Origin of the sequence: Caldivirga sp. (genome assembly GCF_023256255.1) — an archaeon.
Lineage (GTDB): Archaea > Thermoproteota > Thermoprotei > Thermoproteales > Thermocladiaceae > Caldivirga.
The window spans coordinates 91,343-115,478 of record NZ_JAGDXD010000043.1 but is presented as its reverse complement, the minus strand read 5'-3'; the positions used below and the strand labels follow the sequence as shown (position 1 = coordinate 115,478).

Sequence of the window (24,136 nt, the reverse complement as noted above, 5' to 3'; positions counted from 1 at the left end):
AGACTAATGAGACTGCACGAGGATAAGTACATAACATTACATGACCTAGAGGATGCATTAAACAATGCACCCAAGTGTAATCCGGGTGTTAGTGAATTAGCATTATGGGATGCCATTGGGTTAGTTACTGCTAATGACATTACTGCACCATTTGATACACCAATAATGCCTAAGGCGGCTTACGATGGCTTCGCAGTAAGGGCTAGTGAGACACCTGGAGTGTTTAAGTTAGCTGGCTCAATCCTAATAGGGCAATTACCAAACCGTGAATTAGGTAATGGGGAGGCGTACTACGTGACTACGGGGGCATACTTACCCATGGGTGCTGACGTTGTTGTACCTGAGGAGGACGCTGAGGTTAATGGCGATTCCATTATAGTTACAAAGAGTTACTCAACAGGTAAAAACATTGATGCGCCAGGCTCCTACGCAAGGAAGGGTCAGTTACTGGTTGAGAAGGGTACTGTATTAACACCCTACTTATTATCAGCACTACTTGAGGCCGGGGTCTTTAAGGCGCAATTCTACAATAGGCTTACAGCATCATTACTGTCAACAGGTAGTGAATTAGTTAAGCCCCATACCCCCGAAGAGGCTCTTAAGGAATACCTAGGGGGTAAGGTTATTGAGAGCACTGGTTCAGTGATTAAGTGGTTCATGAGCAATTACATGCCTTACGTAACCATATTAAAGCACCTTATAATTAAGGATTCCTATGATGAAATCTCGTCAACTATTAAGGGTGAGTTAGGTGAATCAAACATAGTTATCATTACAGGTGGGACTGGGCCAAGTGGAATAGATTACGTTCACGATGTATTAACTTCACTGAAGCCAAGGTACTACATTAGGGGTATTAAAATGAGGCCGGGTAGACCATCTACAGTGGCGGTATTTGATGATTGCCATGTAGTGTTCGGCGTGAGTGGGCACCCAATAAGCGCGTTAAACGCCTTAACCCTCTTAATAGAACCATTCATAAGGCGTATGCTTGGCATAGTCAGCACAGTACCATTACCTAAAGCCTACGGTAGGCTCGTTGAGAAAACTGAACCAGGTAGGGGGCTTTGGAGACAGGTTAGGGCTGTTATCGAAACCAGTGGTGAAGGGTACTTGGTTAAGCCATTGAAGGTTACAGGTAGTTCATTTACATCAACATTAGCTGAGGCGGATGCATTAGTTAATATACCACCATGGGTAAATGAAGTAAAGGATGGCTTAATAGTAGAATTACTGATGCTTAGAAGTAGGAGTAGAATGAATTCTAATTAATTCACTCATCCTCTAAATACTAAGATTCCTTTTAAGCATTTCCTTAGCAGTATAGTATCTTCTGCAATCTGGGCATAAGTAAAGCCACTCTGGGTCACCTTTAATGCCCATTCTAGCCTTAACCATTTGAATATGCCTCCTGGTATCAAAGGGTTTACCACATATCTTGCACTTAACAACCTCATCCTTAACCTTAATAATCCACTCATCGTTTAATGAAGATACCGTTAACTTAATTGCCTTTTCAGGGCAACTATCCACACATAATCCACATCCCAAGCACTTAATAGCATTAAACTTAAGCACTGTGACACCTTGGGCACTATCTACGTCGAAAGCCTTACCAGGGCATTTAGCAAAGCAGACACCACAGAAGGAGCACTTATCCTCGCTAATGTTAATATCAAATATTTTTAAGCCATAGGCCAATTCACCCGTGGATAATGCCTTAAGCCTCCTAAGCGCACTGGAGTAGTCACTCCTCCTTATTCCTACGTAGGTTAAGTAATCACTATACCCCTTAGGTCTCTTAACCATTAGCCCACTTACCTCAACTTTAATAGCCTTAGTTAAATTACTGAGTAATTCCTTAACCTTAGCTACGCCATTTAATTTACAGGATTCATTAGGGCATGTGAAGGAGACCTCGTCAAATGATGCTAAGGCCATAGTCAGCCACTCAGGACCTACTGATGCAATGCATGGTAGTTTATACGTGTATTCATCATCGCTGTCCTGTGAATTATCGTAAATACACGTGAATCTTAGTCTTCTGAAACCGGCTCTTGATGCTTCATTAATAGCTACAACATACTCATTATCGTCTGCACCAGCCATGGCTAATGAACCTGTGGGGCACGCCGCAACACAGGAACCACACTCAATGCATTTACCCGCATCTATCATTACCACCTTATTATTGATTGATATTGCACCACTTGGGCATGCATCAACACACTGAGTGCAGCCATACCTTGCCATGCAGGAGCCATTAAAGACTACTGGGGCATTAACAAGCCTCGTCTTAGTTAATTTACCTGTTATGAAATCCCTTCTCGTTAAATTACCTTTTTCATCAATAGTAGTTAAGCTAATTCTACGGGCTCTTAGTTGCGCTAATAGGACCCTTAATCTTCGGTTATCACTTTTCTTCACAACATATACGTTAATTGGATGAACATTAGGTAACTTAGGCGATTGTCCATGTTGATTATCACTCAATATTATCGTAGGGCTATTGGTAATAGTGCTTAAGTCCTCATTATCACTAACAACCTTAACCTCATTACTCACGATAAGTCACCTAAACTAGTAATAACCTCCTTATCCCTTTGTATGAAGTACCTAGTGAACCTAAGAATACCCTTAACGTAACTTGTCTTAAGCTTAAGATTAAGCGCCCTAATTACGAATATTGGGATCCATACTGCTAAGTGGTTAATTAGGAAATTGATCTCAGCATCAGTGTATTTCTCATAGTGTTCAAAATCCTCGTAGCTTTTATACGCTAGGTAACTCATGAAAGACAGCTCAATAACAATATGATCACCCCTAAGGTCTCTGAAGCCCTTATTCACGCTCATTCCAAACTCTGCGTAGATTGCGTTAACCATTGATTCAACACCAACATCAAAGTAACCCCTATGTACGTAGCCTTCATATGGTGGAACACCATAGTCTACCCTAGTTAGGTCAGCTTCAATTTGAGTTAATGAGTCATAGTCATTAACCTTTTCAGCATAACGCATAACTTCATTAAGATCCTTAAAATCATATATGTTGGTTAAGCTCATTGAAGCGCTCTTAACAACATTTATCTTGCTTTTAACGAAATTATTAAAGTCATTAAGGTTTCGTGGGTATAAATACAGCGATGAGAGGAAATCATAAAGTATTGATCTTGAAATAGCTAGTGTCCTTTTAAAATTAACTACCTCAACGTTACTCATGTCCCATACCCTTTAGAGTTACCTACACTCTCAACTTTACAATGCCCACCAGATGGCTTAACGCCCTTCAGCTTACTTAATACCGTGGGTAAATCAGCCGCGCCAGTTCTTACGGCATACTCATTGGGCTCGCTCATAATTTGCTGGGCTGCTTCACGCCCTGACTCATTAGTTGGTACACCAGGCATCACGTAAAGACTGGGTGGATTAGTACCGTACTCAGCACCCATTGGTACAGCGCCTTTTCTAACCGCTGTCCTGTATATTATACTATTGGGATCATCCATGTCACCGAATATCCTAGCGCCAGCTGGGCAGTTCCTAACGCATGGTGGAATCCTCTCATAGAGTGGAAGGGAGTCATCGTAAATTCTATCAATGGCTAAGACACACTTCTTACTAACTCCCTCCACTGGATCAAAGATTATGTTTCCGTAGGGGCATGCGTTCTCACAGTACCTGCACCCTATGCATACATCATAGTTAATAACAACAACGCCATCCTCCTTCCTCTTATATATAGCACCAGTTGGGCATACCGTGGTGCAGGCTGGATTCCTGCAGTGGAAGCAGCTTATTGGTACGCTGAAGGTCTTAGTGTTGGGGAATTCCCCAACCTCAACCTGCAGTACCCTCATGAAGAAGACTGACCATGGAGCCTTGCCTGGGTCAGGTCCCCATGGGTCAAGGTCAGTCATTGGGCCATAACATCCACTTGAGTGCCATTCCTTACAGGCATGCATACAGGCAGCGCAGCCAAAGCATTTACTTAAGTCAGTGAGTATTGCTAGCTGGACCATTTAAATCACCTCCCACCCCTCTTACCCCCATTACGGGGGTCTTGTCCATTATTTGAATTTGAAGGTGGAGTTACGGCACTTGAGAAGGAGTAACCCATTGAGTGCCTTATTGATTCCTGGAACTGCAACCAAGATGAGTTAACCTCATACCAGCTTATCCCCATGTCGATGGGTTGAGTATAAGCATTGTAGTTGAATACCTTAATTTTCCACGCCTCACTACCCACTATCAGCTTTGGCGGTGTCTTAACTATTGGATCTGCGTTACCCCACGCTGAGTACGGTTTATCATTAGCTATCCTAACCACCTTAACCCTTAAATCACCCCAAGCAGTCTTACCGCTGAATATATCAAACTGCAGTGTTGGATATTGGCCGCTCTTCACAGCATTTATCAAGCCCTCCACTGTGTAGTTGGAGTTAGCTACACCACCTTGACTCTGGGCCCTTGTGTAGACGTATATGTCGTTAAACATGAAGCCTTTCTGAACCTCCACTGCATTGGGTGGGAGAGCCATCATACCTGCCCTAGCGTTTCTAGACTTCCAGTAACCAACCACGCCTGGGGCTATGGCCTCCGTTAACTTAACCTGCCCCCTAGCTATTTCACCACCTCTACTGGTTAACTCAACCCAGTCACCATCCTTAATACCATACTGAGCAGCGGTCTTTGGATTTAACCAGATTTGGGAGTATGGTATCATCTGCCTAAGCCATGGGTGGTGATTCTCCCAAGTGTGGTAGAACCATGGTGTTGTCTTCCTATTAATGGTGGCTAATGGGTACTCGTTTGGTGGTGAGCCATCTGACGCTATCCAGTCCAGTGGTTCATACCAGACAGCAATTGGATGGTAGAATTGCTTAATTATCTGGGCTACGTGGCTACCCCACCAATCACTTGGTGGTGACGCATTCTTCTCAGCTAACTGTAGGTACGTTGAATCACCAGTCTTCTGATACATGTAGTAGAAGTACGCGTTCTTACCCTTCCATAATCCGTAAGCCGCCAATATGAACTTCATTATTATTTCAGAATATATGGGTATTATTGTTGGCTTAGCATAAGGCATCATACTGACACTCACAGCCCACTCCAAGTAACCCTTATTCACATGCCTATAGTACCTAATCTCCAGCGGCAACTCATAGTAAGCGAAGGCATGGCCAACAGTCTGCGTACCTGGTGAAACACCTGGTGGGTAAATGCCATTATTTACTGGTACCTTTTGCGGTGCTGGGTATGTTTCCTGGTTACTATAGGCTGCCGCATTTATGAAGCCTGGGTACACGTACATCTTAATCTGATCGGGATTAGGATCACCCTTGCAGCACGATGTCCCATCCTTACCCCTAGCCATGTATAATGCACCAATACCTGGTGCGTACTGCCACTTCCAGAGCCAATCATACATTAAGTTGGGGTACATGGGTTCACCAGTATCAGTAACAAAACCCGGTAACCCTAGTTTCGTACCCAGCATTATCTCGCCATCACTCCATGGCCTAACCTCACTAAATAATGGCGGCAATATAGGCCACTCAATGTTATCAGCGGGCCCATGAACGGACGATACTGGCCTATCCAGTAAACTATGTTCACCATATCTTTCAAAGAATGTTGTATCAGGTATTACTAAGTCCACACAGGGTATTGAACCACCATAGAATGTATCAACCTGAGCAACGAATGGTATCCTATACCTACCATCAGTATCCCTCATCCTAAGTAAGCCAAGATCCTTATCAATATCGTAGGCGTTGTCCCAGTAGGGGTTAGTTATGTGCCAAAGCAGGAACTCAATCCTATAGGGCCACTCAAGGCCAGCATCAATATTAACAGCAGTATAATTCCTATGCACAGATAATGGGAATTCCCAACTGAAGCCCCTGTCAATTAATAATGGATGCCCATTCTCATCAATGACTAGGTTATCAGGCGTATAGACAATTGGTTTCGTGGTTATCTGCAATGCCTTAGAATACGGAACCTTTTCAACACTTAATATCTGAACTGTGCCATCATTGAGTATCCTCTCTTGAATCATGGCGCCACCAATAACACCTATTAGTTTTTCACCATTCGGCCCAGTGTAGAGTGATGGGTTAGAGTTATAGTCCTCCTGCGTAATGTTCATTCTTGGATGAGCTGGAGCCACATAGGCCGGCCAATAATCACCATCTGGCACTGGCCATGGTGCAGGTGGCTTATAGGTGAAGCCTCCAGGTGTGTCTATTGCACCAATTAGTGCAAATAATAGTGCGAATGCCCTGGCTGTTACAAAGCCGTTACTGTGGGCTGATATACCCCTCATTATGTATGCTGAGAATGGCGTACCTATGTAGTAGTCATGTTGCCTACCTAGGTAGTCAGTCCACTTAGCCTTAATTACAACTCTACCATTATTAAGCAGGTTAACAATCTTCTGGGCTAATTCCCTAATCTTATAGGCTGGTGGTGTCTTCCAAGTGGCTTCCACATTCTCTGGACTCCACTTATCCTGAAGCGCTATTTCCTTTAGTATACTAAAGGCTGTCCTAACATTGAGTGTAATGGTTTGGTTAGAATCCGAGGCTACCGGTATTGTTATTGAACCGCTCCACTCAAGTACTGGTTCAACACCATTCTGCCAAGGTACATCAGTGAATGGGTATAGGTTACCATCACTGCCCATTACTATTGGTACCCAGTCACCATTCTTGTTCTTCATCCTAGCGAATAAGCCAACATTAGATGCTTGCGGTGGTATTATTGAACCATCTGAGTTAGTGATGACAAGCCAAGGTGCATTAGTGTACCACTTCAAGTAGTCCTCATCTATTGAGTGTACTCCCTGTTCCCTCATCTTAAATAATTCATGTATAATTGACCAAACAACCATACCATCAGTGCCCGGTATTACTGGTATCCACTCATTAGCCACCTCACCGAAGTTGCCGATTCTCTCAGGTGACATGTATATTACTTCACCACCATTATTAATCACCTTAATGACCTCACGTCTAGTTATCGTTGGGAAGTGGTCCTGTGTCATGCCAGCTATTATAAGTAGCTTAGTGTATTCACTGTCCCAACCACCATACTCCCACCATGTTCCACCCATGGCGTAGGAACCACCTGAGGCAACCGCAACTGCGCAGAATCCTCCGTGAGCTGCCTGATTTGGTGTACCAAACATTGCAGCGAACCAGGTGTTCTCCGTTGGATTATATTGATCCCTCCCCGTGAAGTACACGAATTTGTATGGGCAGCATTCCCTAATCTGCTTAAGGCCTAGGAAGCCGTACGTCCATCCCCTCTCCTTTAGGAACGATGCATTATCGCCATTAACAAGAATATCAAGAAGGTCATCATAGGTTATCTCAATGAAGTAGCCTTCACATCTCTCACTGGATGGAACTCTAAGTAATGGTGACCTTAATCTAGCTGGACTAAGGTAATGGAGCATTGTGGTTGCACCAATATCGCATGTAGCCCCCTGGTTTCTGGTGAATATTGAACCAGCAATGTACCTAGGTAGCTTTGTTTGGCCGCTTATAATAACCTCAACGTTGCATCTACCTAAGCAACCATAGCATGTTGTGAAGGCTACTACATCACTAGGTATACCACTTCCCGAAGTATTACTTTGTTCAAAAACCTGGCTAAATAGGAACATTTCCTTCCTAGCTGCTAGGTAAACCCCAGTAACAGCTGCTGTGGCTCCAACAAGCTTTAGGAAGTCCCTTCTACTCAGGGTTACTGCCGCCATTATCCCTCACCCCCACCATGGTCCCCATTGTGGTTCTGCATTGATTAATGGGGTGAATGGAGCGTAATAGTAGGCTACTGCTATTACAATGTACCTAAGCATGTAACCCCCTACTATCACTGCAATGAATATTACTGGGACAGCCCACTTGGCGAAGTTACCCATTGGGTCAACTCTAAGTAAGGCTATCTCAAGTAGAAGTGGTATTGCTATACCTAGGGTTACCACGAAACCCCAGAAGTATGGTGCATAAGTTTGTAGAAGGAGTTCAGTAAGCGGTATCCTGGCTTCATAATGATTAGTGTAGGCCACAGTTAGGAATAATGTCCATGCGAAGCCCTCGAAAATCACTGCAAGTAAGTCTACCCAGCTTAATTCATGAAGCAGATGCCTAACATCAAATGAACCACCATCAGTCTTAATATTAGGCATGTAGAAGAACCTGGCCACTAGAAGTGAGAAGGCTGCTCCATATCCTAGACCCGATGATAACCATAGTATTGGTAGTGCACCGTTCCACCAATATGATTTACCTCCAGCTGCCGCAAATAGGAAGGCAGTGTATATTGTGGCTGCTATGCCAGTTATCATTACTAGGTAATCCAACACTATCCTGGTTATCCTCAGATTCCTTCCAAGTATTGAGGAGGCTAAGGATGGTAGGTAAAGCATGATTAAGTATATTATACCCCATATGACCATTCCTCCAAGGAACATGACACCCCAATCCATCCATGATTGAGCTAACCTACCATGAGTATAACCATAGAATATTATGTTACCGGCTCTTGTTGGCTGGCCAAGGTCTATTATGAAGAAGGCTAAGGCAGCAAGTATGAATATCCAACCAGCAGTTATGTTTATCTTAGTCATTCTACCACCCTTATCCCTAATATCGTAGAAGGCAGCCAACAACATGCTCATACTACCTAGTGCTGTTAGGAATACTGCAGCAGCGATACGCCAACCCCATATCATGTGGAATCCCGGAGGCATGTAGGGACCCCAACCGCTTAAACTCACGTAGCTTATTGCCTGCATAAGGTTTCGCTTAAATGATAGCTAAGAACTCATTAAACCTTGCTTTCTAACCTGTGAAGAATAGGTACATCATTTATTTTTAGGTTCAGGGGATTTCCTTTCAAGACTTAGAAATATTTAAATGGCTACTAAGCATCATTCCTATTAAGTTACTGGCCACAGGGCATTCGCCTAAAGTGTACCCATGCATTCTGCACTTCAATGCAAGCACCCTATACCTAATACCACGGTTCTGCTGCCCCCATATTGCTATTGCTGCCTCGCAACCATCGTTTAACGTAATTGTGGGGAAGAACTCCAGGAGAGCCTTAGCGATCACCCTCTCTGATGCCTTAACTAACTGCATATCATTAATGAAGTCACCTATTGCATCAATCATTGGCTTCTTCTTAAGTTTGTCAGGCAATATTATTACTACTGTACGTGAGAATGAATCTGTACAAACATTAACAAGGCTTATGCGTCTTCTTTCAGCTCCTTTGATTAGTAATTTAACGTAGTTTAAAACCTCCTCATCATTAAACTCCTCAAGATACCAAGCTTGCTTAAGCTTTCTTAAACTTGCCATGGCTAATTCATCATCAACAAGACCACTCTTAGATAAATATAGGGAAAGAATAATGAAGTATGCCTTAGTGGTTGCAATGTAATTACCCCTATTAACCCTTATTAAGAGACCATAATTAAGAAGCTCCAGTGCCCTCCTATATAATGTTGCTATGCTCTGATTCTCCATTAATGATATCTTATACAGCGATACATCAGAATTCAAATGATTACCTCTAGGCCCCAATATTAAATACCTGAGTATAAGTATATGTACTGGGTCAAGCATCATACCAACAATATGATTAACCACACTGGTCACTTATATGCAGTAAGCGGTATATTTTTAACCTATTAAGTCAAAAATATGACATTAATATTATTTTTCATATCAATACTTATTAATTATATCTTTTCTCTTCGCATTACCTTTCTCTATATTATTGTTATTATTATGCTTATTATGTATAATGTTGCCATTACTATTCCTATCATGTACCCAATACCAGCCTATTAATGATTATGAGAGGGGGCTTTTTGAGGAGGGGGCTAGGAGGAAGGCTGTTAGGGATGAGGAGATTAGGAGGTTGAGGGGGTCGATGATTGTTAAGTGATTATCTTAACGCCGCTTGGCTTAGGCATTCTCCTAACAAGCTCCGGGATGCTTAGGGCCTCGCCTCCATTAGCCTTAATCTTACTAATGGCTGTTTTAGAGAAGGCCCAAGCAGCCACCGTTACCCTTTTACTTAATTCACCATCCCCAAGAACCTTACCTGGAACAACAGCCACATCACCATCATTAAGAAGCCTATTCAACTCACCAACATTAACAACAACCCTACCCCTCCTAGGCCTACTAAGCAAAACAGCCACAGTAGCCCAGAGCCCCACATTATACCGCCTATGCGCCACCTCAAGAAACCTAACAGTCATCCTAAGATACCTATTACTAGACCCAAACACCACAAGAAAAATCCAATAAACCATACTCTTAAAAACCTAACCCCAAGAAGCAAAAGAAAACATGACACCATACCCCATAATGTTTCATACATAACACCAATACAATTCAATGAAATCAGGTTATTGATTTGACATGCTTAAAAATATAAGTCTAGCTATTGGACATCAATATTGAATGCCTAAGATTGAACTGAGAAAGTTATCTAAAGTATTTAGGAGTAATAAGGGTCAAGTAATCGCCTTAGATAACGTTAACTTAGTAATAAACCATGGTGAATTCTTCTCATTATTTGGCCCAAGTGGTAGTGGTAAAACAACCCTTCTAAGGATTATAGCCGGTTTAGAGAAGCCTACAAGTGGAGAAGTTTGGATAGATAATGAGCTCGTGACTTCTTCCGAGAAGGGTGTGATTGTTCCCCCTGCTGAGAGGAGGGTAGGGGTGGTTTTCCAGAATTGGGGTCTTTATCCACATATGACAATCTTCGATAACATAGCTCTCCCCCTAAAGATTAAGCACGTTCCTAAAAACGAAATACGTAATGCCGTTAGGCATATTGCTGAAGTGCTTGAGATCAACGATATACTCAATAGGTACCCTAACCAATTGTCGAGTGGCCAGCAGCAGAGGGTTGCGTTAGCTAGAGCCCTTATAAGTAATCCTTACATATTGCTCATTGATGAACCCTTCACAAACCTTGACATTAAGCTTAGGACAATAGCAAGGATTTTGGTTAAAAACATTCAGAGGCAATTCAATATAACCACTGTATTAGTGAGCCATGATCCAGATGATGTACTTAATCTAGCGGATAGGACAGCCATGTTAATTAAAGGCAGGATTATTCAAGTGGATGAACCAGCTAAGGTATATGATGAACCACAATCAATAGATGTAGCTAATGCAATAGGTAACTTAAACATAATTAAGGCAACAATACTCAATTACTGTAACCACGAGAGTACTACAGTGTACCTAGGCATTAGACCCAGGGACATAATCCTAAGTAGTAGTCACCATGTTGATGAAAACTATGTTAAGATAGGAATAGGGGTTGTTAAGGCTATTGAAATCCAAGACAATGAACCATTAATGGTCATTGATATTAATGGATACTATATTAAAGCTGCGTTTAATCAATTATACCGTGTAGGAGATGGGGTAGTAGTATTAGCTAAGAAGAATAAAGTATTGGTATTTAAATTAAATAATGGGGAATTAGATAAAAGTCATGATAACTGTGGTTTCGCAGTAGTTAACATTTAAGGACCACTAATAGCAGCCATGTGGGCTACATTACCCTTTAGGTCAAGACTCTGCAAGTAATTTAATATGGCTCCTACCCCTGCATTCCTTAGAATACTTATGCTTGCGTTTAAGTCCATGCGATTAATTAGCCAGCATTTTGAGCAATTTGAACGCTTTATTATTTAAGTGCTATGTCACTAACAATGTAACCATACCTTGCCACATCCTTGAAGTGTATGCCTTTAGGAGCTTACCCTTAGTTCCAAAGAATTCCCTGATATACAGCATTTAGAGGCGCTTCTTCCTAACTTCAAGGCTAGTTGCCCTAAGTCATCTCTCTTAAGCCTATGGTGAGCATTAATGTGCCTTAAAGTTTTCAATCTAACTCATTCCTCATCCCAAAGGAACGGAGTTTTTAAGTGCACATGTAAACTACCGTTATTTTTCATGCATTTGAAAATTCTTTCAATAAAATAAGAGCAAAATTAAAAAGTAATTTTCAAATATATGAAAATTTTTTAATCAAATAAGAGCAAATCTAATAAGTGTAGTACCATTTCTAAATACCTATGAAACTAACAGTAATCGTGATCCTTCTTTTGATAATACTTGGATTAAGTATTGGAATTTATAGCATACTCAATCATGCTAAATCACAAGGTCAAGCTAGGTTACCAGTAATATGCGCATCCCTTTACGCAGAATTATTTAATGAATCCGGCACTGAAGCTGGTATTCCAGTTGCAGTTACTGGAATGGGGTCTGTTCAGGCAGCTAGGCAAGTACTACTGAATCCAAGTTACTACGCTATATACGCTTCCATTGATCCATACATCCTAACCTCAATACTGTATCCAGCTCATGATGCCAGTTGGTACATTGCGATTGCAGGAGATGAAATGGTTATAGCCTATTCACCTAAACTTCCCAGGCCACTGTTGTATGAAGTCAGAAACCTAACCATTGAGGAGGAGAAGGCGCTTAACGAGAGCAATTACTCATTGGCCATAAACATAACTATGAAGTTCATTAAACTAATGTTCTCTAATAAGGTAATAAACCTAGCTGAGAGCCAAGGCGCTTACTTAATTGGAACATCGAACCCCAATACTGACCCAGAGGGGTATAGAGCATTAATGGTTTTCCAACTTATAGGGATGTACTCAGGCAATGGTAAGTACTACTATATTGATTTACTCAATGAGCTTAATAAGAGTAATAAAGTATATGAGGTGTTAGCAGGAAGTCAGTTAATAGGTTTGCTGCAGCTTGGTGATGTTTGGTTTGATATTGCAATATATAAATCCTCAGCCGAGACTGCTAATCTACCTTACTTCCCATTACCTCCTTTGGTTAATCTGGGGGATCCAAGGTACAGTAACGTGTATTCAAATGCATCAGTAACAATTACCGTTAATGGTAAACCTTACTTAATTAAGGGAGCGCCCATACAATTAGCGTTAACGATCCCATCCAAGTATCCGCATAAGGATGAGGCGGCGAAGCTTATACTTTTTCTAATCTCTCATAGAGGCCGTGAACTAATGAAGATGCTTAGTATAACACCATTAAAGCCGGCTATACTTTATGGTAATTTAACGCAGGTTCCTAAGGAATTGAGGCTATTGCTTAATTCAAGTGAGGTGGTTTACGGTGGATAAGGATAATGCACCATTTCATGCCGTAATAGCGACCATGCTTATCGTGCTACTGACCCCAGTATTCGCATTGCTCTATGTGGGCCTCATGGATCCAATCAACATAGTGTCATTATTTACTAGACCTCAGTTTACTCAAAGCCTAACATTAACGTTTACAGGCGCTATGATTGCCGCTGCATTAGGCCTACTTATTGGTGCACCTACAGCCTACGCATTAGCTAGAGGCATGATCCCAAGTTGGGCTAGTAGGATTGTTTCCGCACTATTATCATCACCAATGACAATACCGCATACCGTTATTGGCCTGGCAATACTCCTAATGGTTTCCCCACTTTCACCAATACCGTTAATTAAACGCTTACCGGTTATTAACTCAATTCTAGGACTAGTGATGGCTTACTTCATGGTGTCCTCACCAATAATAACAGGTTCACTGGTGCAGGTTTTTGAACGAATAGACCCAGTGTACGAGGATGTGGGTCTTATTGCAGGCATAAGTAAGTTTGGTGTCTTCATTAGGCTAATAGTACCAATGACGCTAAGCGAACTAATTGAATCATACCTACTTGCTTGGGCTAGGGCAATTAGTGAATTTGGTTCAGTAGTATTGGTAGCGTATTATGTTATTGCACCACCTCTGTTTAACTACGTTTATCCAGCATCAGTTCTAGTTTGGTACTACTATGAGACTTATGGACTAGAACCTGCACTGGGTTATGCAGCAGCAACATTATTAATGTCAATAATTGCGTTAACCATAATAGAGATATTAAGACATGTGTTGGGTAAACATAAATGGGTAAGCTAATGACTTAAAGATGCAACTCTTAATTCACTAATTAAGTTAAGGAAGACTCAATTAGCATTATTTACTCAGTGAGGAAGTTAAGAGGTAATTGTTAAACTGCTTCTAAGGTATATTAGTAAACTATTGAAATTGAAATGGAGAGGGGGCCTAGTTAAGTTAATTGAAGTTATCAAGCACATGAAAGTAAGGTTTATTAACTAGATAACATTATTTAGTGTTGATAGGTATGATTGGGAGCATTTGGGACTGGGTCATAGTAATAGCGGTGGTGCTTATACTCTTCGGTGGATACAATAAGGTACCTGAGTTATTTAGGGCTTTGGGTAGGGCTGTGGGGGAGTTTAAGAAGGGCCAGGTTGAAGTTGAGAGGGAGCTTAGGCAACTAACAACAGAACCCCAGTCACCACCCCAGGTTAACCAGAATACCCAAGCCGTGGTTCAACAGAATGCTCAAACTAATAATGGGCAGTCCAGCAAGGATAAGGAGGTTGAGGAGTTAAGAAAGCAAATAGAACAATTAAAGAAGGAGATTGAGTCAATGCGTAGTAAGGGTTCTCAATGAGTTAATGCTCGTTAATTATCCTTAAAACCGCATTAACCAATTGATCCATGCTACTAATACAGCCGTTAATGTTACATCCGCAGAAGCCACAGTATACTAGCATGGGTGGTTTAACGCCATTAGCCAGCTCACTTAATTCATCAATACTCCTAAGCGTGATTATTTTAATAACATCACTCCTATCCTTAATCTTATTCTTAAAGCCCTCTAGTATCACATACCTTGGTTTAACCACATTTAACGTTAGTTGAATAACCTCATTAAGCTCAATGGGTGAGTTAACTAGTATGTGAGTCTTGTCTGGGGCTAGACCAACAACGGCATAGGCGCCTTCCCTTGAGAAAATCCACGTATCCTTATTCCTTGAGTCGAATTCCTGCCCATAATCATGAATATCCTTAATAATGACCACCTTATCCCCCAGTGAATGTAAGAGTTCCCTAATTATGGTTGTTTTACCAGACTTCCTGAAACCAATAACCGCAATAATTGAAACCATTAACATCACCTAGTGAGGGTTCCTGAGAAGTTAATTAATTATAGCTTTTTAACCTAAGCAAGGTTCAGTATAGTGATCATTGCACATACCCAACGTTCACTTAGATTGTGGTTTAATTAAGCCTAGGGTCTTCCCGCCACTGAGGTTACGCTTAATGAACCTTGAGTTCAAGGCCTTTAAATATATTTAATGTACTGAAATATAAACTATATTTATAGCAATAGTTTTAAAAACCGTAAATTGCCTATGTAATGATGGTTAATTGTTCAGTAAGACTCATGTTAGGTAATCATGCGGTTGCGCATGCAGCTTTAGAAGCAGGCATTGCAGTTGCAGCTGGCTACCCTGGCACACCTAGTAGTGAGATAATTGAGTACATAATTGATCACGCTAAGGAGACTGGAACTTATGTTGAATGGTCAAGCAACGAGAAGGTAGCGTATGAGGTGGCTTATGGGGCAGCGTTAGCTGGTGCTAAGGCATTGGTCAGCATGAAGCATGTTGGCTTAAACGTGGCAATGGATCCGCTCATGTCTAGCGCCTACACGGGTGTTAGGAATAGCCTACTAGTTATTACGGCTGATGATCCTGGAATGTGGTCAAGTCAAAATGAACAGGATAACAGATGGGTGGGTTTGCATGCTTATATTCCGGTAGTTGAACCATATAGCCCACAGAATGCGGCTGACCTTGTTAAGTTATCAATGAATATGAGCCAACGCTTTAACCACCCCATCTTAATGAGGCTTGTTACTAGGGTTTCCCACGTTAGGGAGCCTGTTAAGGTATGCGAGTTTGGTAAGCCAAGTTACGTTCAGGGTTACTTAAAGGATCCACTACACCATGCTTTAGTTCCATCAAACGTTAGGCAACTTAAAGAGGAGTTGATTAAACGTTGGGAAAATATTCAGTATGCTGTTGAGAACCTGCCCCATGAGTACGTTAATGATGGTAAGGTCCTAGTTGTTACAAGTGGCGTTGCATATAAGTACGTTAAGGAGGCTTTAAGGGATCTTGAAGTTCACGTCAGTACACTTAACGTAGTCACCCCAGTGCCCTTACCTAGGAAGCTTATAGCTAATGCAGTAGCTAATTCTGATAAGGTTGTGGTTGTTGAGGAGGGTGATCCAGTGGTTGAGTTTCAGATTAAGGATGTGCTCTATGATGAGGGCATTAGGGTTCCAGTTTACGGTAAGTCTGAGGGCTTCTTCACTAGGGTTGGTGAATTAACGTTATTGAATGTTGAGGAAGGCTTAGCTAAGGCACTTGGAGTTGAGTTAAAGAGAATAAGTAATGATCCTCAACACATTGAAGCACCACCAAGGCCACCGGTCTTCTGCCCAGGTTGCCCTCATGCAGCCTCATTCTATGAGTTAAAGATAACTACCGCTAAGGCTAGGGTTAAGCCAATATTCAGCGGCGACATAGGCTGCTATTCACTTGGCATAAACCCACCATTTAATGAGCAAGACTTGCTAACCAACATGGGTAGTTCAATAGGCTTAGGCATGGGTATACTCAGAGGCACTGGTGGAAATCAATTCATTATAGCCATTATAGGTGACTCCACGTTCTTCCACACTGGCCTACCAGCCTTAGTTAACGCTGTCTATAATAAGGCGCCAATGCTCGTCATCGTAATGGATAACAGGTTTACGGCAATGACCGGTGGTCAACCAAGCCCAACGCAAGCTATTGACATTGGCAGTGTGGCTAAGGCAATTGGGGTTAAGTACGTGTACACTGTTGACCCATTCAAGGTTAAGGATGCTGAGGCCACGTTGAGTGAGGCATTGGGGAAGGTTAAGGATGGGGAATTAGCAGTAGTGGTTATGAAGAGGGCGTGCGCCCTAGAAGCCTCAAGGGGGCGCGGTTCACTCATTGTTAAGTTCACAGTGGATTACGACGCATGTAAGGCGTGTGGAATATGCTATAATTTGATAGCGTGCCCAGCCATAATTAGGCTTAGTAATGGTAAGGCATCAATAGACCCAGCCTCATGCTTAGGCTGCTCAGTATGCGCTCAAGTTTGCCCATATAATGCAATAAAGCCCCTTGGCAACGCTGAAGAATGGGTAAGTAAGTGGGGTGAACTCTAATGAGGCTTAACGTGTACTTAACCGGTGTGGGTGGTCAAGGCTTAATTACATTCGCATCAGTTCTTGGTCAGGCAGCAGTGGACTCTGGGCTTAGGGCATTGGTGGCTGAAACCCATGGTCTAAGCCAAAGAGGTGGAGCTGTTGATGTGCATGTTAGGATAGGTGACGTTGACTCACCACTAATACCTAAGGGTGGGGCTGATATTGTTGTTGCCTTTGAGTTAATTGAGGCGCTTAGGTCATTACCCTTCACTAATAGGACCACTGTGTTAATAGCTAACAAGAGGTTAATACCGCCCCCAATACTTAAGGTTAAGTTACCTAAGCCTGAGTTAATAGAGGCTGAGGTTAAGGGAAGGGTTGCTAGGGCTTATTTTATAAACGCATACGACTATGCAGTGAAGATTGGAAACCCGGTTTTTGAAAACATGGTTATGTTGGGTGCGTTGCATGCGTTAAGCAGGGTAAGTGAGGTAATTAGTGTTGAGTCCATTGAGGGAGCTATTGTTAAGGTTATTGGTAAGGCTGTTTCAGAGAACCTTAAAGCCTTTAGGCTTGGACGCAGTATAGCTTCTTCAGTTTCATAAAAACTAACCCCTGTTAACGCCTTTTGTCGAGTGAAAACAACACAAACCATTATAAATGGGTTAGCGCCTATACAATTATGGAGTCTGCGGGCAGTAAAGGCATTGAGAACATTAGGAGCCTGTACCTTAAGCTTAACGGCATGTTTTACAAGTATAGTAATGAGGTTACTGGCATATTAATGTCAACCCTAGCTAGGGAGAATTACCTACTTATAGGGCCCCCCGGCACTGCTAAGACGACCCTAGTCTACGTATTGTCTAAGCTACTTAACGCCAGGTGGTTTTACAGGCAGTTAACTAAGTTCACTGACCTTGAGGAGATACTTGGACCCATTGATGTGGCTAAGCTACTGGAGGGTAAGGTTGAGAGGATTTACGTTAATTCAATAGTTGAGAGCGACTTCGCACTACTTGATGAGATATTCAACGCGTCAAGCGCAATACTGAACACTCTTCTTTCACTCTTAAACGAGAGGGTGGTTTACGATGGTGACAAGGTGATTCCCGTTAAGACTTGGACTGTTTTCGGTAGTAGCAATAGGATTCCTGAGGAGGAGGAGCTTCAGGCCCTTTACGATAGATTCCCATTGAGGATATTCACTGAGTACGCTGCACCTGAGGACACTGAGGCATTGCTCACTAAGGGTTGGTATCTTCGTAGGGAGACTGAGAACTTAAGCCCTGTGGCAACCATGGAGTTGATTCGCGACACGTACAATGAACTAATTAGGCACCTTTACGTTAACATTAGTGACGTTGCTAAGGTTACTTCACCAATAATAGCTGACTTCGTTGAGCACGTTCCCATAAGCAATAGGACTAGGATAAAGGTTCCATTATATGCCTTAGCCTACTTAATGATTCAAGGCTTCCCACTCAGTCAAGTTAATGCAACAATGCTTAAGGTCGCAGTCATGAAGGTTTCCCGCTACTTAGTTCATGATAAGGAGCAGTTGAGTGAGTATGATGCCTTCTTAACCGCTCACTTGCCCGATGAATTACTTAAGGTCAGTGACCTGGTTAGTGAGGCTAAGGCACTCCTCAACAATAACATGATTAATGAGGCGGCTCAGAAGATTAAGGAGGCTGAGGAAACTTTGAATAGGCTTAAGGCTAGGTGGGATAAGTCCCTCCTGAGCCTATACATGAGTGAAATAGAGGAGACGGAGTACTTGATTCAGAGGTTAAGGGGTGCTATATATGGGTCAGAGCAGTGAGGAGGATTACGGTATACTGCTTAACGTTGATTACGATGAGGAGTTAACCCGGTATAGGCTTAGGGAGGTTTTCCTGCTGGCTAAACGCCACATGATACCGAACCTGGATAAATTAAGGAACTACATACTGGCTGACTCATTCTACATACACTACAGGCAGCCAATACTTAGGAGTGGTAGTGATAGTAATAATTATAGGGCATTATGGAGAATGATCGTTAGCAACTATATTAATAGTGAACAATACGCTGAGGTCTCTAGGTTAACTAAATTAAATGGTAGGTTATCCAGGATAATGGCGGTTAAGTTACTTAGAATATACGTTAACATGCTTAATAGGATTGAACGCAATGAGAGACTTGCGAATGCCTTGAGGGATGCATCTAATAAGTCATCACAATCATCTAAGGAGAGCAGGAACATGCTTGATAGGGAGATTAGATCATTGATTTCATTCTACATGGGTAACATGAAGAAGGTTAATGACACTATTAATAAGGCTCGTTCAATTCTAGGACCCGCAATAGGTCATGAGGTTGCTGAACTCATACTGGACACCGACATAGACCCATATAGGGCTAGGTTAGTTAACATGCTTAACTCACTGCTTAAGCTCGTAACCGAGTCAAGCCGCATGTATGATGAGGGTATACTTAATGAAATGCTTGATAAGGGTGTCATGACCGGTATTAAGAGGATGGATAAGGTTAATGAGGTTAAGGACCTAACCCCAACCAATAGGGCCCTGGCTAAGTTCGCTAAGCCAATATACGCCTATAAGTTGGCTACTGGAAGCTTAACGGTTAAGGAAAGGAAAATGATGAGGAAGCCTAAGATATATTTAGTTATAGATAAGAGTGGAAGCATGTTCTACACAGTTATGAATAACATATTCGAGTACAGTAGTGTAAGTAAGATAACTTGGGCGGCCGCATTAGCCATAGTAATGGTTATGAAGGGGCATGAGGTTGTGGCAAGGTTCTTCGACCAGCAGATATACCAATTAATGACGAATAAGAAGGATATAATAAAGACTCTCCTATCCCTAGTCCCACTCGGTGGGACTAACATAACATCAGCCATTAGGGTAGCATACGATGATGTACGTAGAAACCCAGCATTAAGGAATTATAAACTAGTGCTAATAACGGATGGGGAGGATGATGAACTTGACTTAGCGTTGATTAAACAGGGCTTATCAAGCTTCAGTGACTATAGGATAATACTCATAGGGAATGAACACTCAGCCCTAGAGATGCTTGGACCCAGGGTAACCAAGATATATAACCTTAACGCAAGATCACTAATAAGTGTACTGAGGAAGATATGAACTCTTCTCAATATCTGATTCTCGCATGTGAATTAACCCGCAATACAATCATTAAACAATCATTTAAACCATTCTTAAGGTTAATTACGTAACGGATGCTAAAGCTCACAATACTGATAATTCCCTCAGCAACTCGGCAATCCTCTCTACGCCTTCACGAAGCCTATCTGTTGATTCCCTCGTGAAGTTGATCCTAATGTGTAATGCGCCTCCATCACCAAATGCTGAACCTGGCACAACACCAACATGCTTCTCCCTCAGTAATCGCAGGGAGAAGTCTAGGTCATTCATGTTGATTTTGCTTAAATACCTTGATAAGTCAGGGAACATGAATAAGCCAGCCTTAGGCTTGAGTACCTTAGCATCAGGTAACATGGACCTAATACTATTGTAAACTACATCTCTCCTCTCCTTGAATAATGGTATAGTCTCCTTAATGAAATCCTCCTTATACTTACGAAGATACAGGAGTCCAATGAACTGTGCTGGGGTTGGCGGATTAATATTAATGTACTGCTTAACCCTATTGAAGACGTTGAGTATGCTTTCATCAGCAACCGCAAATCCAAGTCTCCAACCTGGTAAAGCCGGATCCTTCGAGAACGTGTTTAATGCAACAACATTACTCATGTTGTATCTTAAAGCATATACATGCTCACCCTCGTAGTAAAGGTGCCTGTATGCCTCATCATAGATTAATAATGAATCATTATCAACAGCTAAGTCAACAGCCGTCTTAACCACCTCACTCTTAAGGGTTGAACCAGTTGGGTTATCGGGATTAACCAACACTATTAACTTAGTACCCTTATCAACAGCCCTCTTTAATTCCTCAGGGTCAGGGTTGAAATCATTACTTATATTAACCTTAACTTCCGTAACCTTAGCGTTGAAGTACTGCATGATGGGCTTATACAGTAGGTAAGTTGGGTTAAGTAAAACAACCTTATCACCCGGGTTTAGGAATGCCATGGCTAACGTTATTATGGCCTCTGAGGATCCTGTGGTCACTGAAATATTGGATGATGATACTTTAACGCCTGAATACCTGTAGTAGTCATCAGCAATAGCCTCCCTCAACTCCAGGATTCCAGGGGTTGAGGAGTAGGCGCTTAACTCAAAGGGCTTCTCCCTGAGTAGATCCGTGAATTCGCTTATTAATTCACTTGAAGGTGGTACTCCAGGTTGTCCAATATGCATTTTGATCACATCCACCCCATTACCCTCAAGTTCATCAACCAGTGTATTAACCTCCCTAATCATTGACCCCTTCAAGTATTCTGACCCCTTAGCCGGCTTAGGCACTTGATTCACCTTGGTTTAGGCTTAGGTATAATCTATTTAAGCTATGCCTAGTCAATTAACTGGTGCTGGTTAGAAGCGAATGGGACAAGCTAAGCGAAGTCATGGTTCATAGGCCGGGTGTGGAAATGTTCTACGGATTACTTTACCCTAGAGCCTTCCTCTACGAGGGGGTGTTCAGCATGGATGAGGCACTCTATGAGCATCAAAACATGGAGCACGTAATGATGAGCGAAGGAGTCACTGTACATAGGCTTAAAAGCATTGTGATTCAAAGAATGAGGCACAGTAGTGAGTTCAGGGAGACGGTAGTGTCCATTGTTAAGTCATCAATAATGTATAAGGGGGATTTAAGTGATGATGCGTACACAGACTTCCTAAGGAACCTAGCCTCATATGACCCTGAAGCATTATTCAATATACTCATACTAAGACCATTGATAATTATTAAGAGAACTAAGACTAATACTATAGCTAGGATTATTAATAGAAACCCAATGGCTAACCTATACTACACTAGGGATCAGCAATTAGTGGTTAAGACGGGTGTAGTAATTGGGAGGATGCGAATGCCTCAAAGGAGACTTGAGCCAACCATCACTGAGCTATTCTTCAAGGCCTTAAATACACCAATAGTATACAAGCTGATTAAGCCTGGCTTCCTGGAGGGGGGAGACTTCATGCCCATGGGTGACTTCGCAATCGTTGGGTACGGTTGGAGGAGCAGCTTCAATGGTGTTAAGCAGATAATGGGTCTCCTGGATTTCGATGAGTTGGTAGTGGCTAAGTTACCTAAGCACCCGTGGGGTGACGATATGCTTGTCATGCACCTAGACACATACTTTAACGTTGCTGGTGATGGTTTAGTAATAGGGAACGAGGAATTAATGAAGAATACTCATGTTATTGTCTACGCGAGGGCTCAGGATGGGTTAGAGAAGTTGGGTGAATCCACTCTACTTGATTACATTAAGCAGAGGGGCTTCAACATAATTAACTTATCAGTAATTGAGCAGGCAGCCTTCGCTTCTAATTTCCTGACGCTTAAGGATAGGAGAATACTAGTGCCTAATATTGAGATGAATATTAAGAAAATGATTAAAAGACTACGGAGTAGTGATGACCCAGTTAGGCAAGCTACACTACAGTACGTGGAGTCTGGTTATGAGAAGATGAAGAGTGAGGGGCATATTTTCCCATATAGGCCGGATGTGCTTAATGAGGGTGTGGATTTCATAACAATAGACGTCAGTGAACTAGTGGGTGGTTATGGTGGTGTACACTGCGCCACAGCCACTATACGGAGATCTTAACGATAACTTAACCTAAGTGAAGCTAAGCTTAATAATTATACCCCATTACCCCACTAATGTTAGTATGGTTCGACGCATTAACGGCTAAACAAGCAAGAATAGCCTCTGTGTTGGCGCTAGAAGGCGAGGGGAGGGGTTATAGGTTCATAGTGACTTGTAGGAAGTACGACTACGTCATTAATGTGCTAAAGATGTATGGTGTAAATGGGTATTGCGAAGGCGAGCATGGTGAGGATGTTAGGAGTAAGCTGGTTAATGGACTTAGCAGGAGCCTTAAACTAATTAATGTGGTAGATGACTTCAATGTTCATATATCATTAACATCACCGGACGCGTTCAGGGTTGCCTTCGGTTTAGGTAAGCCATCAATAGCGTTAACAGACACTGCCCATGCCTTCCACGTTAATAAACTAACCTTACCCCTAGCTGATAGGGTTATTGCACCAATCGCCATACCTAAGAGGAAGCTAATGGCCTATATTCCACATGGTGAGGAAGGTAAGGTTAAGTTCTTTAATGGCGTCTTCGAAGTCATGTGGGTCTATAGGTTTAAGCCGAATTGGAGTGAGGTTGAGCAATTGGGTTTGAGAAATGGTGACAAGTATGTTGTCTTCAGGTTTGAGGAGAGTAAGGCAGCCTATTACAAATACAGTGAACAATCTAGGATTGCCGTTAAGGCTATTAGATTCCTCCTAAAGCAGGGTTTCAAGGTAATCGTGTTCCCTAGGTATGATGACCAGAGGGAATTAGTGGCAAGTAGGTTTAACCGTGAATTAAGTAATGGCAATGTAATAATACCAAGTAAGCCAGTTGATGGTCTTCAATTAGCGTACTTCTCAAGCCTAGTCATAACTGGTGGATCAACCTTCGCTGTGGAGGCTGCATTACTGGGGGTCCCATCAATATCGTACTTTCCCTCAACCTACTATACTGATAAGTATGTTATTAAGGCTGGTGCACCCTTAATTAGGGTTAAGCCAAGTAGGCTAATATCCAGTATACGTAAAGCAATGGAGATAGGTAAGGTGGGTTTAATAAAGGACCTTGAGGACCCCACTGGGTTAATACTCAATGAAGCCGATGTACTGGCTAATGAACATAGGGGGTAATACTTACTCTTAATTGCTTAACTATTATATATAATTCGTATTCACTATAGTGTATATGCATTATTATCTTCATTATTAAGCTT

The 24,136-nt window shown here is 42.1% G+C and carries 21 protein-coding genes; 12 read left to right on the top strand and 9 right to left on the bottom strand.

The window, feature by feature from the left end; translation table 11 throughout:
- Positions 1 to 6 precede the first annotated feature (6 nt).
- On the top strand, positions 7 to 1,272 hold the full coding sequence (locus Q0C29_RS07125) for a molybdopterin molybdotransferase MoeA (protein WP_291999966.1): 1,266 nt from the start codon (positions 7 to 9) through the stop codon (positions 1,270 to 1,272).
- A 12-nt stretch (positions 1,273 to 1,284) separates the two neighbouring features.
- Here the strand turns inward: Q0C29_RS07125 and Q0C29_RS07120 are convergent, their stop codons facing one another.
- The 6 genes from Q0C29_RS07120 to Q0C29_RS07095 all read right to left on the bottom strand — a co-directional run bounded on the left by Q0C29_RS07120 (position 1,285) and on the right by Q0C29_RS07095 (position 9,679).
- Positions 1,285 to 2,565, bottom strand: coding sequence for a 4Fe-4S binding protein (locus Q0C29_RS07120; protein ID WP_291999965.1), 1,281 nt, complete (start codon positions 2,563 to 2,565; stop codon positions 1,285 to 1,287).
- Complete coding sequence (locus Q0C29_RS07115; protein WP_291999964.1) at positions 2,562 to 3,221, bottom strand: molecular chaperone; 660 nt, start codon at positions 3,219 to 3,221, stop codon at positions 2,562 to 2,564. The genes Q0C29_RS07120 and Q0C29_RS07115 overlap by 4 nt, the downstream gene beginning before the upstream one ends.
- Entirely contained in the window at positions 3,218 to 4,021 is an 804-nt protein-coding gene (locus Q0C29_RS07110; RefSeq protein WP_291999963.1) for a 4Fe-4S dicluster domain-containing protein, read from the bottom strand. Before Q0C29_RS07110 ends, Q0C29_RS07115 begins: the two co-directional genes overlap by 4 nt.
- Positions 4,022 to 4,026: 5 nt before the next feature.
- Positions 4,027 to 7,770, bottom strand: coding sequence for a molybdopterin dinucleotide binding domain-containing protein (locus Q0C29_RS07105; RefSeq protein WP_291999962.1), 3,744 nt, complete (start codon positions 7,768 to 7,770; stop codon positions 4,027 to 4,029).
- A 6-nt stretch (positions 7,771 to 7,776) separates the two neighbouring features.
- A complete protein-coding gene (gene nrfD, locus Q0C29_RS07100; RefSeq protein ID WP_291999961.1) occupies positions 7,777 to 8,811 on the bottom strand; it encodes an NrfD/PsrC family molybdoenzyme membrane anchor subunit in 1,035 nt (344 codons plus the stop codon).
- A 100-nt stretch (positions 8,812 to 8,911) separates the two neighbouring features.
- Positions 8,912 to 9,679, bottom strand: a complete 768-nt coding sequence (locus Q0C29_RS07095) for a hypothetical protein (RefSeq protein WP_291999960.1) — start codon at positions 9,677 to 9,679, stop codon at positions 8,912 to 8,914.
- Between the two features lie 148 nt (positions 9,680 to 9,827).
- On the opposite strand from Q0C29_RS07095, the gene Q0C29_RS07090 reads away from it, so the two are divergent.
- The gene (locus Q0C29_RS07090; RefSeq protein WP_291999959.1) at positions 9,828 to 9,971 is read left to right on the top strand and encodes a hypothetical protein; all 144 of its coding nucleotides are present in this window, start codon (positions 9,828 to 9,830) and stop codon (positions 9,969 to 9,971) included.
- On the opposite strand, the gene Q0C29_RS07085 is transcribed toward Q0C29_RS07090, so the two are convergent.
- Complete coding sequence (locus Q0C29_RS07085) at positions 9,964 to 10,323, bottom strand: 50S ribosomal protein L18e (protein WP_291999958.1); 360 nt, start codon at positions 10,321 to 10,323, stop codon at positions 9,964 to 9,966. The genes Q0C29_RS07090 and Q0C29_RS07085 overlap by 8 nt on opposite strands.
- A gap of 172 nt (positions 10,324 to 10,495) precedes the next feature.
- On the opposite strand from Q0C29_RS07085, the gene Q0C29_RS07080 reads away from it, so the two are divergent.
- The 4 genes from Q0C29_RS07080 (at position 10,496) to Q0C29_RS07065 (ending at position 14,597) form a co-directional block, all read left to right on the top strand.
- Positions 10,496 to 11,584, top strand: a complete 1,089-nt coding sequence (locus Q0C29_RS07080) for an ABC transporter ATP-binding protein (protein ID WP_291999957.1) — start codon at positions 10,496 to 10,498, stop codon at positions 11,582 to 11,584.
- A gap of 551 nt (positions 11,585 to 12,135) precedes the next feature.
- The gene (locus tag Q0C29_RS07075) at positions 12,136 to 13,227 is read left to right on the top strand and encodes a substrate-binding domain-containing protein (RefSeq protein ID WP_291999956.1); all 1,092 of its coding nucleotides are present in this window, start codon (positions 12,136 to 12,138) and stop codon (positions 13,225 to 13,227) included.
- Complete coding sequence (locus tag Q0C29_RS07070) at positions 13,220 to 14,035, top strand: ABC transporter permease (protein WP_291999955.1); 816 nt, start codon at positions 13,220 to 13,222, stop codon at positions 14,033 to 14,035. Before Q0C29_RS07075 ends, Q0C29_RS07070 begins: the two co-directional genes overlap by 8 nt.
- Positions 14,036 to 14,249: 214 nt before the next feature.
- Entirely contained in the window at positions 14,250 to 14,597 is a 348-nt protein-coding gene (locus tag Q0C29_RS07065) for a twin-arginine translocase TatA/TatE family subunit (protein WP_291999954.1), read from the top strand.
- Position 14,598: 1 nt separating this feature from the next.
- Here the strand turns inward: Q0C29_RS07065 and Q0C29_RS07060 are convergent, their stop codons facing one another.
- On the bottom strand, positions 14,599 to 15,096 hold the full coding sequence (locus Q0C29_RS07060) for a molybdopterin-guanine dinucleotide biosynthesis protein MobB (RefSeq protein ID WP_291999953.1): 498 nt from the start codon (positions 15,094 to 15,096) through the stop codon (positions 14,599 to 14,601).
- Positions 15,097 to 15,350: 254 nt separating this feature from the next.
- Between Q0C29_RS07060 and iorA the strand changes: the two genes are divergently transcribed.
- The 4 genes from iorA (at position 15,351) to Q0C29_RS07040 (ending at position 20,329) form a co-directional block, all read left to right on the top strand.
- Complete coding sequence (gene iorA / locus Q0C29_RS07055) at positions 15,351 to 17,195, top strand: indolepyruvate ferredoxin oxidoreductase subunit alpha (RefSeq protein ID WP_291999952.1); 1,845 nt, start codon at positions 15,351 to 15,353, stop codon at positions 17,193 to 17,195.
- On the top strand, positions 17,195 to 17,782 hold the full coding sequence (locus Q0C29_RS07050) for an indolepyruvate oxidoreductase subunit beta (RefSeq protein WP_291999951.1): 588 nt from the start codon (positions 17,195 to 17,197) through the stop codon (positions 17,780 to 17,782). The genes iorA and Q0C29_RS07050 overlap by 1 nt, the downstream gene beginning before the upstream one ends.
- Before the next feature lie 77 nt (positions 17,783 to 17,859).
- Positions 17,860 to 18,999 (top strand): AAA family ATPase, encoded by a 1,140-nt coding sequence (locus tag Q0C29_RS07045; RefSeq protein WP_291999950.1) that lies wholly within the window; start codon positions 17,860 to 17,862, stop codon positions 18,997 to 18,999.
- A complete protein-coding gene (locus Q0C29_RS07040) occupies positions 18,983 to 20,329 on the top strand; it encodes a VWA containing CoxE family protein (RefSeq protein WP_291999949.1) in 1,347 nt (448 codons plus the stop codon). Before Q0C29_RS07045 ends, Q0C29_RS07040 begins: the two co-directional genes overlap by 17 nt.
- Positions 20,330 to 20,434: 105 nt before the next feature.
- On the opposite strand, the gene Q0C29_RS07035 is transcribed toward Q0C29_RS07040, so the two are convergent.
- On the bottom strand, positions 20,435 to 21,634 hold the full coding sequence (locus Q0C29_RS07035) for a pyridoxal phosphate-dependent aminotransferase (protein ID WP_291999948.1): 1,200 nt from the start codon (positions 21,632 to 21,634) through the stop codon (positions 20,435 to 20,437).
- A 62-nt stretch (positions 21,635 to 21,696) separates the two neighbouring features.
- Here Q0C29_RS07035 and Q0C29_RS07030 point away from each other — a divergent pair, with 62 nt between their 5' ends.
- A complete protein-coding gene (locus Q0C29_RS07030; protein WP_291999947.1) occupies positions 21,697 to 22,944 on the top strand; it encodes an arginine deiminase family protein in 1,248 nt (415 codons plus the stop codon).
- A 56-nt stretch (positions 22,945 to 23,000) separates the two neighbouring features.
- Positions 23,001 to 24,053 carry a DUF354 domain-containing protein gene (locus Q0C29_RS07025; RefSeq protein WP_291999946.1) on the top strand — a complete coding sequence of 351 codons (1,053 nt, stop codon included), beginning with the start codon at positions 23,001 to 23,003 and terminating at the stop codon, positions 24,051 to 24,053.
- The last annotated feature ends 83 nt before the right edge of the window (positions 24,054 to 24,136 follow it).

Coding starts and splice junctions, on each gene's coding strand:
- iorA (WP_291999952.1), top strand. CDS start 15,351: ATGGTTAATTGTTCAGTAAGACTCATGTTAGGTAATCATGCGGTTGCG.
- nrfD (WP_291999961.1), bottom strand. CDS start 8,811: ATGCAGGCAATAAGCTACGTGAGTTTAAGCGGTTGGGGTCCCTACATG.
- Q0C29_RS07050 (WP_291999951.1), top strand. CDS start 17,195: ATGAGGCTTAACGTGTACTTAACCGGTGTGGGTGGTCAAGGCTTAATT.
- Q0C29_RS07110 (WP_291999963.1), bottom strand. CDS start 4,021: ATGGTCCAGCTAGCAATACTCACTGACTTAAGTAAATGCTTTGGCTGC.
- Q0C29_RS07090 (WP_291999959.1), top strand. CDS start 9,828: ATGTTGCCATTACTATTCCTATCATGTACCCAATACCAGCCTATTAAT.
- Q0C29_RS07025 (WP_291999946.1), top strand. CDS start 23,001: ATGTTAGTATGGTTCGACGCATTAACGGCTAAACAAGCAAGAATAGCC.
- Q0C29_RS07125 (WP_291999966.1), top strand. CDS start 7: ATGAGACTGCACGAGGATAAGTACATAACATTACATGACCTAGAGGAT.
- Q0C29_RS07115 (WP_291999964.1), bottom strand. CDS start 3,221: ATGAGTAACGTTGAGGTAGTTAATTTTAAAAGGACACTAGCTATTTCA.
- Q0C29_RS07105 (WP_291999962.1), bottom strand. CDS start 7,770: ATGGCGGCAGTAACCCTGAGTAGAAGGGACTTCCTAAAGCTTGTTGGA.
- Q0C29_RS07040 (WP_291999949.1), top strand. CDS start 18,983: ATGGGTCAGAGCAGTGAGGAGGATTACGGTATACTGCTTAACGTTGAT.
- Q0C29_RS07080 (WP_291999957.1), top strand. CDS start 10,496: ATGCCTAAGATTGAACTGAGAAAGTTATCTAAAGTATTTAGGAGTAAT.
- Q0C29_RS07045 (WP_291999950.1), top strand. CDS start 17,860: ATGGAGTCTGCGGGCAGTAAAGGCATTGAGAACATTAGGAGCCTGTAC.
- Q0C29_RS07060 (WP_291999953.1), bottom strand. CDS start 15,096: ATGGTTTCAATTATTGCGGTTATTGGTTTCAGGAAGTCTGGTAAAACA.
- Q0C29_RS07075 (WP_291999956.1), top strand. CDS start 12,136: ATGAAACTAACAGTAATCGTGATCCTTCTTTTGATAATACTTGGATTA.